General features: G+C 32.2%; 12 protein-coding genes. 7 read left to right on the top strand and 5 right to left on the bottom strand.

Annotation, left to right across the window (positions count from 1 at the left end; translation table 11 throughout):
* Position 1: 1 nt before the first annotated feature.
* On the bottom strand, positions 2-697 hold the full coding sequence (locus ABNT22_RS02010; RefSeq protein WP_348727210.1) for an NRDE family protein: 696 nt from the start codon (positions 695-697) through the stop codon (positions 2-4).
* A 98-nt stretch (positions 698-795) separates the two neighbouring features.
* Here ABNT22_RS02010 and pruA point away from each other — a divergent pair, with 98 nt between their 5' ends.
* Together pruA and ABNT22_RS02000 are read left to right on the top strand one after the other, a co-directional pair.
* On the top strand, positions 796-2,421 hold the full coding sequence (pruA, locus tag ABNT22_RS02005; protein ID WP_348715938.1) for an L-glutamate gamma-semialdehyde dehydrogenase: 1,626 nt from the start codon (positions 796-798) through the stop codon (positions 2,419-2,421).
* A gap of 143 nt (positions 2,422-2,564) precedes the next feature.
* On the top strand, positions 2,565-4,217 hold the full coding sequence (locus tag ABNT22_RS02000; RefSeq protein WP_348715935.1) for a S8 family serine peptidase: 1,653 nt from the start codon (positions 2,565-2,567) through the stop codon (positions 4,215-4,217).
* Positions 4,218-4,286: 69 nt separating this feature from the next.
* Here the strand turns inward: ABNT22_RS02000 and ABNT22_RS01995 are convergent, their stop codons facing one another.
* Entirely contained in the window at positions 4,287-4,916 is a 630-nt protein-coding gene (locus ABNT22_RS01995) for a YceI family protein (protein ID WP_348715933.1), read from the bottom strand.
* Between the two features lie 138 nt (positions 4,917-5,054).
* On the opposite strand from ABNT22_RS01995, the gene ABNT22_RS01990 reads away from it, so the two are divergent.
* Both ABNT22_RS01990 and ABNT22_RS01985 read left to right on the top strand, forming a co-directional pair.
* Positions 5,055-6,287: a DEAD/DEAH box helicase gene (locus ABNT22_RS01990; protein ID WP_348715930.1), complete on the top strand. Its 1,233-nt coding sequence runs from the start codon at positions 5,055-5,057 to the stop codon at positions 6,285-6,287.
* A gap of 48 nt (positions 6,288-6,335) precedes the next feature.
* Positions 6,336-7,523: a glycoside hydrolase family 18 protein gene (locus ABNT22_RS01985; RefSeq protein WP_348715927.1), complete on the top strand. Its 1,188-nt coding sequence runs from the start codon at positions 6,336-6,338 to the stop codon at positions 7,521-7,523.
* Between the two features lie 8 nt (positions 7,524-7,531).
* Here the strand turns inward: ABNT22_RS01985 and rsmG are convergent, their stop codons facing one another.
* On the bottom strand, positions 7,532-8,161 hold the full coding sequence (rsmG, locus tag ABNT22_RS01980; protein ID WP_348715924.1) for a 16S rRNA (guanine(527)-N(7))-methyltransferase RsmG: 630 nt from the start codon (positions 8,159-8,161) through the stop codon (positions 7,532-7,534).
* A gap of 147 nt (positions 8,162-8,308) precedes the next feature.
* Between rsmG and ABNT22_RS01975 the strand changes: the two genes are divergently transcribed.
* The 3 genes from ABNT22_RS01975 to ABNT22_RS01965 are packed head-to-tail and all read left to right on the top strand — an operon-like array spanning position 8,309 to position 11,261.
* A complete protein-coding gene (locus ABNT22_RS01975) occupies positions 8,309-9,400 on the top strand; it encodes an acyl-CoA desaturase (RefSeq protein ID WP_348715921.1) in 1,092 nt (363 codons plus the stop codon).
* 22 nt (positions 9,401-9,422) lie between these two features.
* The gene (locus tag ABNT22_RS01970) at positions 9,423-10,610 is read left to right on the top strand and encodes a pyridoxal phosphate-dependent aminotransferase (protein ID WP_348715917.1); all 1,188 of its coding nucleotides are present in this window, start codon (positions 9,423-9,425) and stop codon (positions 10,608-10,610) included.
* Between the two features lie 3 nt (positions 10,611-10,613).
* Positions 10,614-11,261 (top strand): hypothetical protein, encoded by a 648-nt coding sequence (locus tag ABNT22_RS01965; protein WP_348715915.1) that lies wholly within the window; start codon positions 10,614-10,616, stop codon positions 11,259-11,261.
* Positions 11,262-11,301: 40 nt separating this feature from the next.
* On the opposite strand, the gene ABNT22_RS01960 is transcribed toward ABNT22_RS01965, so the two are convergent.
* Positions 11,302-11,517, bottom strand: coding sequence for a hypothetical protein (locus ABNT22_RS01960; RefSeq protein WP_348715912.1), 216 nt, complete (start codon positions 11,515-11,517; stop codon positions 11,302-11,304).
* A gap of 214 nt (positions 11,518-11,731) precedes the next feature.
* Entirely contained in the window at positions 11,732-12,214 is a 483-nt protein-coding gene (locus tag ABNT22_RS01955) for a retropepsin-like aspartic protease (RefSeq protein WP_348715909.1), read from the bottom strand.
* Positions 12,215-12,220 lie beyond the last annotated feature (6 nt).

Genomic DNA, 12,220 nt, shown 5'->3' with positions numbered 1-12,220 from the left:
ACTAGGCAGGAATTAAATCATAGTATTTTAATGATACTTCTTCTTCAGTTTTAGATACAGAAGTAACACTTACGGTTTCAACTCTGGAACGCTTCATTTTTAATGAAATTTCAGAGTTTCCTTTAGTTTCATCTTGATGAAATTTCACTATTTCTTCTTGTTGAAAGCTTGAATTTTCCTCAACCCATTCGGCAAACCACTCTCTGCGCAATTGCTTAACTTCTTCTGTATATAAAGTTGACGACGACCAAATTTTTGGTTCTTCTCCTAATTCTTGAAAATGTCTTACGTCTCCATCCCAAACTAATTCGTACGCCTTTAATTCTTTTTTCCAATCTACCAATACAATGGTAAACGGCTCAATCCCATCAAAATCGAAGTGATTGATGATTTCAACTGGGTTCTCTACTTTTAATAATTCTTTTACAATAACCCCTCTACTCATACGATAAGATTCTTTTCTTTGGTGTTTTGTAAAGCCTCCATTTAACAAGCAAATAAGTCTATTTTTTTCACTAAGACCAATCCAAGTTCCCCCTGCCAATTCATCTTTTGGATAGGTCAGTTTTACTGTATCTTCAAGATATTCCTTTGGCGGAATTGTTTTTCTATTTGGATCTTCATCTCTATTAGAGGTTAGTATAAAATTGTTATTTCCTAAGGGCAAATAAGTTACCGTGCACATAAAGTATTTCAATTTGCTAAATATAGACGTAAAAATCGTCAGGTCATTACTAAAAATAAACTTAACTTTGTCTTCCAAAAGTAAATTTAATTTAACAAACAACATACAAAATGACAAGAGGATTTTTCAATGTTCCTAAAGCGGTCAACGAACCTGTGAAAGGATACGCTCCTGGTTCTCCAGAAAGAGAAGAATTGTTAGCTACTTACAAATCTATGTTTAACAGTAATATTGATGTGCCAATGCACATTAATGGTGAAGAAGTAAGAACTGGTAATACAAGAAATATTACACCTCCTCATGATCATAAACATGTGGTTGGGCAATATCACACAGCTGATAAATCTCATGTAGATAGTGCTATTGAAACAGCTTTAGCCGCTAGAGAAGCATGGTCTTCTGTTTCTTGGATGGAACGTGCATCAATCTTTTTAAAAGCTGCTGAGTTATTAGCAGGTCCTTACCGTGCTAAGATGAATGCTGCAACGATGATTGCACAGTCTAAAAATGTACACCAAGCAGAAATTGATGCTGCTTGTGAGATGATTGATTTTTTCCGTTTCAATGTTGAGTTTATGACTCAAATTTTTAAAGATCAACCAGAATCTGCTCCAGGAATATGGAATAGAGTTGAATACAGACCTTTAGAAGGTTTTGTATATGCAATTACTCCATTTAACTTTACTTCTATTGCTGCAAATTTACCTGCAGCAGCAGCTTTAATGGGGAATGTAGTAGTTTGGAAACCATCTGATCACCAAGCATATTCTGCTCAAGTAATTGTAGACTTATTTAAAGAAGCTGGTTTACCTGACGGTGTAATTAATGTTGTATATGGTGATCCAGTAATGATTACTGATACTGTATTAGCTTCTCCAGATTTTTCTGGATTACACTTTACAGGGTCTACCCATGTTTTCAAACACTTATGGAAACAAATTGGTAACAATATTGAAACCTATAAAACATACCCAAGAATTGTTGGTGAAACAGGAGGTAAAGATTTTATCTGGGCACACAATTCAGCAAATCCATTACAAGTTGCTACAGCAATTACTAGAGGTGCTTTCGAATACCAAGGTCAAAAATGTTCAGCTGCTTCTCGTGCATATATCCCTGCTTCTATGTGGGAAGATGTAAAGAAACATTTAGTTGCACAAACTAGCGAATTAAAAATGGGGTCTCCAGAGGATACCAACAACTTTATCAATGCTGTAATCCATGAAGGTTCTTTTGATAAAATTGCAAGTTATATCGATGCTGCTAAAGCAGACGCTGATGCTGATGTTATTATTGGTGGTGGTCATGACAAATCGAAAGGATACTTTATTGAACCAACTGTAATTGTAGCAAAATCTCCAACATACGCTACTATGTGTACAGAGTTATTTGGTCCTGTTATTACTATTTATATTTATGAAGATGCAGAATGGGAAGCTTCATTAAAGTTAGTAGATGAATCTACAGAATATGCTTTGACTGGTGCAATTTTCTCTACAGATAGATACATTGTTGAAAAAGCATCTAAAGCTTTAGAAAATGCTGCTGGAAACTTCTATATCAATGACAAACCAACTGGTGCGGTTGTAGGACAACAACCATTTGGAGGAGCTAGAGCTTCTGGAACAAATGATAAAGCAGGTTCTGCACAGAACTTATTACGTTGGACATCTGTAAGGTTAATTAAAGAAACATTTGTAAGCCCACAAGATTACAAATACCCTTTCTTAGGATAAAAAAACTATGCTGTACTTTTACTATTAAAGTATAGGATTATATTATAATAAACAACCAACTTTTTGACAACTTAACAAGCGTCAAAGAGTTGGTTTTTCTTTTATTTTAAACTACATTCGCTATGTTTAAAATAAACTGTAAAATGAATATCAAAGAAATTGCTCTCACCCTTATTTTCACACTTACATTAAGTAACGGCTTTTGTCAAGAAAATCAAAATAACTCCACACTAACTAAAAGTAAAAAACTTTCCAATAAAGAATTAAAAAGTTGGTATCATAAAGATTTTGAAAAAGATACAATACCCGGTATTAGTTTAGATAAGCTATATAACTCAGGACTTTTAAGTAAAACAAAAGGAAAAGAGGTAATTGTAGCTGTTATTGATACAAAATTAGATATTGACCACGAAGATTTAAAAGGTTATATATGGATTAACAAGGGAGAAATAGCCAACAATAATATTGACGATGATAAAAACGGATATATTGACGATAAGAATGGCTGGGATTTCCTAAGTAATACCAAAGGGCAATACATAAAATATCAAAGTTCGGAAATTGTACGAATCATAAAAAAATACCAACATAAATTTGAAACAAAGAATTCAACGGACCTAGATGAAAATGCATCAAAAGAGCACAGACTTTATTTAGAAGCTAAAAAACAGTTAGAAAGTAAAATTGAAAGATACAAAACCACACTCGGTAATTTTGACAAATGGATTACTAAATATGATTCAGCCAACAACAGTCTAAAAGGTCTTTTAAAAAAAGAAAACATTAGTATTCAAGATTTAAACAACTTACTAAAAACTGCTAAAGATTCTGTTACAATTACACATGCTAAGTTTTTAAAAAACGCCAAAGAAACCGATTTAATAAACACACTTACACATTACAAAAAATGGTACGGTGGTATGTTAAACACCACATTAAACTTAAACTATAACGAACGAGAAGTTATTGGAGACAATCCAAACGACATAAACGATAAGTTTTATGGAAATCCGAATGTTTCGGGTGAGGTTCCCTTTAATCACTCTATATCTGTTTCAGGTGTTATTGGAGCTAATAGAAACAACAACATTGGAGCTAAAGGATTCTCTACCAACATCAAGATAATGCCTGTCGTTATGGTTGCTTCTGGCGATGAACACGACAAAGATATTGCTCTAGCTATTAGATATGCTGTAGATAATGGTGCACGAGTAATAAACATGAGTTGGGGAAAACGTTTTTCTCTACATCAAGACTGGGTTCTGGATGCTATCAAATATGCAGAAAGCAAAAACGTTCTTATAGTACATGGAGCAGGAAATGACGCCATAAACACCGATGTAAATGAATATTACCCAAAAGATCACCAGGGGGATTTAGAGCTAGTGAATAATTTTATTGCTGTTGGTGCAAGCGGCTATAATTTAAGCAAAAACCTGCTGACAGATTTTTCTAGTTACGGTAAAAAAACCGTAGATGTATTCGCTCCAGGAGTCAAAATTTACACTACTGAAATAGACGACAAATATCAATTTTCTAGAGGTACTTCCTTAGCCGCTCCTATGGTATCTGGTTTAGCGGGATTGTTATGGTCTTATTACCCAGAATTATCTGCAAGTGAAATAAAAGAAATCATCATGAAATCGGGAACTTCTTATGACACTCTTGTTACTATTTCTGACACCAACAATCAGAAAAAACAAATACCTTTTTCTGAACTGAGCAAATCAGGTAAAATCATTAATGCATATAATGCCTTTATAATGGCTTCTAAACTCAAAAAAGACACTAAATAAAGAGTATTATCTAGTTAATCAAAATTATATTAAAAGTCATAAGTTAAATCAACCTATGACTTTTGTTTTTTAACACAAATCTACTTTCAAATGTAAAAACAACCATTTTGTTGCTATATCTTCAGATTTTCCATTGACAAGTTTATCGTAATCAATTCCCCAATCAAATAAATTTACACGTCCTTGTAACACCATTGAACTCACTCCACTATCATACGACCCTCGAATACTAGTAGCAAACAATTTTACCTCTCTTTCTTCTCCTTTAATAGTCATTTTACCATTTACCTGATACCAATCAACTCCCATCCTATACACATTCGTAGATTTAAAAGTTATGTTTTCATTATTTATTCCAATAAATAAACCTGGGGTTTGTACTCTTGGTGTTAACTCTTCTGCTCTGTTAACATGAAATGTATTTGGATTTGCCTCAAAAGAAATCTTCATATTACCCAACGAATTTTCTTCATATTGTAACATAGGGGTATAAACATTCATATTTTCAATCACTCCCTCAAATGGGGTACTGCAATGACCATGTGTCACAAACATATGAATCATTTTTTTTGATTTAACTACTACTTTCTTTTCTGCCTTTTTATTGGAAGTTTTTGAACTCTTCGTGGCATAGCCACTTACCAATGCTATTGTAAAAACTACACTAATTAAAACCGTGATTTTTTTGATGATGCTCATACTCTAATTTTTAATGTTTCCACTAAATTATTTGAGTCCTTCGTCAAAAGTGTCAATGAAATGTAAAAAAAGTGCAAAACCTACTATACACTGTCTATTTCAACTCTTTTCACCTACCTTTGCTCAAAATTTTATCGAATGCAGTTTTCTGAATTACAATTACACGAAACAATTTTAAAAGCACTTACCGAGCACAAACACCATACTGCTACACCTGTTCAACAAAAGGTAATTCCGGTTGCATTGCATAAAAAAGATGTAATTGTAACCGCACAAACCGGAACCGGAAAAACTGCCGCTTTTGCATTACCAATTATCCAAAGCTTATTAAAAGAACAAGACTCAGAAAAAGGTGGCAAAAAAATAAAAGCTTTAATTGTTAGTCCTACGCGAGAGTTAGCAATTCAAATTCAGGAAAGCTTCAAAACCTACGGCAAATACACTAATTTAAGAAGTACTGCTATTTTTGGTGGAATGTCTACTGCTCCGCAAATAGATGTTTTAACCAAAGGAGTAGATGTCTTGATTGCAACTCCTGGTAGATTTATCGACTTACATAAACAAGGTACTATTGACTTACGTTTATTAAAAACATTTGTTCTAGATGAAGCTGACTTAATGTTAGACATGGGGTTTATAGATGATGTAAAACGAATTGAAGAGTTATGCCCTCGTAAAAAACAAACTCTTTTGTTTTCGGCAACCATGCCTTCTAAAATTGCTGATTTGGCAAAATCGATGTTATTCGATCCAGAAAAAATAACCATTGCTCCGTCAGGTAGTACTTCTAAAAATATTGGTCAGTTATTGTATTATGTTCCAAAACGCAATAAAACAGATTTATGTTTACACCTTCTTAGAAATGAAATTCATGGTAAAATCATCATTTTTAGACGTACCAAGTTTGGCGTTGATAAACTTGAACAAACTCTACTAAAAAACGGATACAAAGTTACCAGTATCCATGGTGATAAAACACAAGCGATTCGTAACAAAGCCATTGAAGATTTTAAAAACAAAAAGGCAACTATTTTAATTGCTACAGATGTTGCCGCTCGTGGTATTGATATTAGTAAAGTAGATGCTGTTATTAATTTTGACCTACCCAACATTCCTGAAACCTATATTCATAGAATTGGAAGAACTGGTAGAGCGGGGAAATCGGGTATTGCTTTTTCTTTATGTAGCAAGGATGAATTGAGTTATATTAAAACCATTCAAGAAACTTTAAAAAGAGATATAAAAGTTGTAGAAGACCATCCTTTTCCCTTAGTAAAACCCAAACCTAAAAAACAACCCAATACGGTTAGCAAACATAAAAAAAGTAGAAAATCTGCAAACTCTAAGAAAAAGAAAAGACGTTGGTATTAATATTCGTTTATTTATGGTAGTTTTAATACACTAAATTACTATCAAACCATGAAACAATTAGTCCCCCTAGTTTTAGCATTCCTAATAATTTCTTGCAAAAACAAAACGCTTAAACAAGATTTTATTAGTCAACAAAACTTACACGAAAAAACCTATAGTAGTAGTTCTTTAACAAAAGAACAAGAGTGGGACAGCCTTAACCAGGTCTCAGATAGAATCGTTATTCATAAAAAAAGAAAACTCAAAAAAAACTACCGAACTTTTGGTTGGCATCTATATTCTAACGGATCTACCTATAAAAATTATAATTTCTCTTTACTCTGGGGCATCTCTTATTTTACCTATAAAATCATTCCTGAAACAGGGAATTATAAAAACATCCATCAATGGAAAACAACTGCTTTAATAGATAGTGCACAAGCCAATAATTGCAAGGTATTTCTTTCTGTTTCAAACTTTGGAAGTAAAGACAACTCTGTTTTCCTATCCAGCGCAAAATCTCAAGAAACACTGACAAATAATTTAATAGCACTACTTGCTTACAGAAATGCTAATGGTATCAATATTGATTTTGAAGGAGTTGCTAAAAAAGATAAACAAAAACTCGCTCAATTTATCACATCGCTTTCAAAAAAACTAAAAAAAGCCAACCCTGAATACATGGTTTCTCTTTGTTTATATGGAATAGATTGGAACAATATATTTGATATCAATACCCTTAATTCTTCTATAGATTTTTACACTTTGATGGGTTACGACTATTATGGCAGCTTTAGTAAAATCGCGGGGCCTGTTAGCCCTTTACAAAATAGTAGAACTTTCGGAAAAGGACTTGAAGCTTCTGTTCAGCATTACCTCAATAAAGGTGTTCAGAACAAAAACTTAATTATTGGACTCCCTTATTATGGTGCTGAATGGGATACTTATTCTAACAAAATCCCTTCAAAAGTAAAAAGGTTCAGATCTCATCCTCCATATAAAAACATTCAACGAATCTATATCGATTCTTTAAAAAGCAACGTATTATTTGACCCTGAAAGCTCTTCCAGCTATATTACCATTAAAAATTCAGACAATAGTTACAAAGAAATTTGGTTCGAAAACAAAAAATCTCTTGCTATCAAATACGATTGGATAAAAACCAACCATCTTGGTGGTGTTGGTATTTGGGCTTTAGGATATGATGATGGATATTCAGAACTATGGAACCTGCTTTCTGAAAAATTCTCAGAATAGCACCTCTTTTACCCCTTAAATTTTACTGGTAAATGAACTACTTTTTTTGTTTCAAAGAAATCTTCTTCAAAATAACTAGGTAAATCATAAATGGTAGCATTCGGGAATTTTACTAATTCTTCGGTTAAATCTCCTCCTTTTAGGTAAAGAATCCCATTTTTTAAATCGTGATTTTGCTTCTTTTGCACCTTGTTTTTAATCCAACGATGAAAAGTCTCCATTTGTGCTACTGCTCTACTCACTATAAAATCATAGGTTTCCTTTACTTCTTCTACACGTCCGTGCGTAGTTTTTACATTCTCTAAACCTAAGCCTTCTACGACTTCATTTACCACCTTAATTTTCTTTCCAATAGAATCTACCAAGTGAAAGTTTGTTTCTGGAAATAAAATTGCCAAAGGAATCCCTGGAAAACCACCACCAGTACCAACATCCATTACATTGGCTCCTGGCTGAAACTGCATTACTTTTGCTATTCCTAGTGAATGCAATATATGTCGTAAGTACAGCTCGTCAATATCTTTTCGAGAAACTACATTAATTTTTAAGTTCCAGTCTTCATACAACTCTTGTAATTTAGAAAAATGTTCTATTTGTTGTTCCGTAAGATTCGGAAAGTATTTTTTAATGATTTCCATATTGGGTATAAGTTTCGGTGCAAAAGTAAAAAACAAATCACTAACATTTACTTTTCAATAAAAGATATTCAAATTGTTAAAAAGTAGCTTAAAAGCAATAACCATGTAGTAAAAACGTTTATTTTTGCGACTTATAACAAACAACAAATGAAGACAATAAACTTTTCTCGAATTGACCAAGCAAAGTTTTTCAGAACCCTTAACAAACGTGTAAACACTTATTTTAAAGAGAATAACATTAAAAGAACAGGGAATTGGAAACTTTATATTAAGGCAGCAGTTATGCTTTCTCTATTTATTGTGCCTTTTATTTTGATTTTAACTATTGATATGTCTCAATGGATAAAATTAGCACTCGCTTTAGTGATGGGAGTAGGAATGGCTGGTGTAGGTATGAACGTTATGCATGACGCAAATCACGAATCATTTTCTAGCAAAAAATGGGTAAATAAACTTTTTGGAAGTAGTATTTATATTTTAGCTGGAAACGTATATAACTGGAAAGTACAACACAATGTTTTACACCACACGTATACAAACATTCCTGAACATGATGAAGATATTGATGCTGGTAGAGTTATTCGTTTTTCTAAACATGCACAGTGGTTATGGATTCATAAATTCCAAAAATACTACTCAATTTTCTTATATGGTTTATTAACGATTAACTGGGCTATCACTACCGATTTTAAACAAATGCACAGTTATTTAAAAAGAAAATTATCGTACGGTGAATTTCCAAATCCTGCAACTGAATGGACTAAACTAGTAGTATCTAAGGTATTATACTATGCCCTTTGGATTGTATTACCAATTGCTGTTTTAGATATTGCATGGTGGAAAGTGTTAATAGGTTTTTTTGCAATGCATTATACTGCAGGAATTATTTTAAGTGTTATTTTTCAATTAGCTCATATTGTACCTAAAACTGAAATGCCTTTGCCAGACGAAGATGGTAACATGAAAAACACTTGGGCAATTCACCAATTATACACAACGGCTAATTTTGCTCCTAAAAACTGGTTAATTAACTTTTATACTGGCGGTTTAAACCACCAAGTAGAACACCATATTTTCCCACACATTTCGCATATTCACTATGATAAGTTAGCAAAAATCGTTAAAGAGACCGCTAAAGAATTCAATTTACCTTATCACGAATATAGAACAACTAGAAGAGCTATTATAGAGCACTTTAGACATTTAGCCGAACTAGGAAAAAAACCACAACTAGCGTAACAACACCACAATAATAAACACAATGTCACAAGCATTATCAAACAGAATTCAAAATTTACCTGTTTCACAAACTTTAGCCATGGCTGCTAAAGCAAGAGAATTAAAAGGACAAGGTAAAGATATTATTAGCTTAAGTTTAGGAGAACCTGATTTTAACACTCCAGACTTTATTAAAGACGCAGCAATTGAAGCTATTAATCAAGATTATAATTCATATACACCAGTAGACGGATATGTTGAATTGAAAGAAGCTATTTGCGAAAAGTTTAAGCGTGATAATAACTTAACCTATGCACCGAATCAAATCGTTGTATCTACTGGAGCAAAACAGTCGATTGCTAATGTAGCACAGGTATTATTAAATCCTGGTGACGAAGTATTATTACCAGCTCCATACTGGGTAAGCTATTCTGCTATTGCAATGCTTTGCGAAGCAAAATTTATTGAAATCCCTTCTTCTATCGAGAATGATTTTAAAATTACTCCAGAGCAGTTAGAGGCAGCTATTACACCAAAAACAAAAATGATTTTCTTTAATTCACCAAATAACCCTAGTGGATCTATTTATTCTGAAGAAGAGTATAGAGCGCTAGCAAAGGTTTTAGAAAATCATCCACAGATATATATATTATCTGATGAAATCTATGAGCATATTAACTATGGAGATAAACCATTTAGTTTTGCTGCCATAGAAAACATGTACGATCGTACAATTACTGTAAATGGTTTAGCCAAAGCTTTTGCCATGACTGGTTGGAGAATTGGTTTTATTGGAGCTCCTCAATGGATTGCAAAAGCATGTACTAAAATGCAAGGGCAAATTACTTCTGGAACCAATTGTATTGCACAACGTGCGGCTATTACAGCGGTTAAGGCATCTCCTGAAAAAGTTCAATACATGGTAGATGAATTTAAAAACCGTAGAGATTTGATGTTACAACTTCTAGGCGAAATAGATGGTTTTAAATTGAATGTACCAGAAGGTGCTTTTTATATTTTCCCAGACATTTCGGCTTTCTTTGGAAAAACAATTCAAGGAAAAGAAATTAACAATGCTAATGATTTTTCTATGCTATTGTTAGAAGAAGCAAATGTTGCCACTGTAACTGGAGAAGCATTTGGTGCACCAAATTGCATTCGTTTATCATATGCTGCTTCAGAATTACAATTACGTGAAGCTGTAAAAAGAATAAAAGCTATTCTTTCTTAATATATGATATATCGTTTAAAGAATATTGAAGGTTATAATGTTGATGAAATTAAAAATAAAGCATCTAACAAAACACATAAATTTATAACTTATCAATATAGCATTTCATTAATAGTAGGTAACATACATGTTTGTTCTCCTGTATACTTTTTAAAAAGTAATGAGGTCAAAAAACATACTTTAAGGTATAATTTCATATCTATTCTTTTTGGATGGTGGTCGATTCCATATGGTCCATCCAATACGATAACAAGTATAAAAACAAACTCTAATGGAGGAATTGATGTTACAAATGATGTTATTTTAAATTTAAGCGAACAATCTTTAGATTCTAAAAAAGTTAAAATTGAACAAATCTATTCCTATTTCAAACATCCTAAAAAATCTACAGAGAAAGATTTTATAAAATCTCTGAGACAAACTAAAGGTTTAGTCTCTAATCAAAACATATATTTAGGCCAATACACAAATACAGATGATTTTAGTTATACTATTGGTTTTGAAAATATTTCGATTGATTCTCAAAAGGACTTAATAAAAAATCTTAGAAAATATTTTTATGAACATGTTCATATTGAGGTCATTCAAATCGATAAAGAAAATGAATTTGACCAAAGATTAATTGAACTAGGAAAAAGACTTAATTATTAATTTTCAAAATCTCATAACGTTTGTTGTGAGATTTTTTTATTTACACAACGAGAAGTACTAAAGCAATAGCAAACATTGAGACTTTTAAAATTGTAGCTGTTTCACTATACAATTTTGAGCTGTCGCTTTTTAATTTGTTTTTAACACGAGATAATGATTCTGCCTTCATTGATCGAATGTTTCTTTTAATTTCTTGTTTGTAAACGGAGGATAAAATTCCTCTTTCTAATACTAAGTTATTTACTGAAGTTTTCATGGTTATTGATTTTATTTGATTACATCTATTCGACGCCTATCAAAAAAAAATGTTACAAGACTTTCATCTTATAACATTTAAAATAATATACTAAACTCTTAATCTAAATTTCTTAAAAACCAATAAAATCGGTTTACATGAATATGTTTCCTAAGTTAGAAAAACTAATATTTAGCACTGAAATTTTAACAGTTTTTAACAAATTTTCATCGTTTTAAAAAGGTACACGGTACAATTTTTTACGCTTTTTTTTCTTTAATTTTTTCAAATACAGCACTTTTTTATCATAATCAATAAAAGCCTTACCACTTTCTAACACGTCAGCACCAATAATTCCATGCACCTCTTCGGCATTATGCTGAGTTAATGCTGCCTTTACATGCGACATATCAAACAACACTAAATTAGATTGGTTTGTTTTCCATTTTCCAATTTTTAAAGTATTATTTTCAGATTTTTGTGTTTCCATATCGGTAGCGCCAGCACCTGCCGCTTTTATTTCACTTTCTTCAGATATTAAGTTGAAATGCTCTTTTAAATCCAATCCTACGCAAGAATTAGAAGCACCTGTATCTAAAATAAAACGCCCTTTCACTCCGTTAATTTCAGCCTCTAACTCTAAATGATTGGTGATTATTTTCTTTAATTTTATTTTTATATACTTCTTTTTTCTCAATACTTTTTTCAAACTTGCCATTTCTCG

The organism is Tenacibaculum sp. 190130A14a, from assembly GCF_964048965.1.
GTDB classification, from domain to species: domain Bacteria; phylum Bacteroidota; class Bacteroidia; order Flavobacteriales; family Flavobacteriaceae; genus Polaribacter; species Polaribacter polynesiense.
This window is presented reverse-complemented; position numbering and strand designations above follow the sequence as displayed.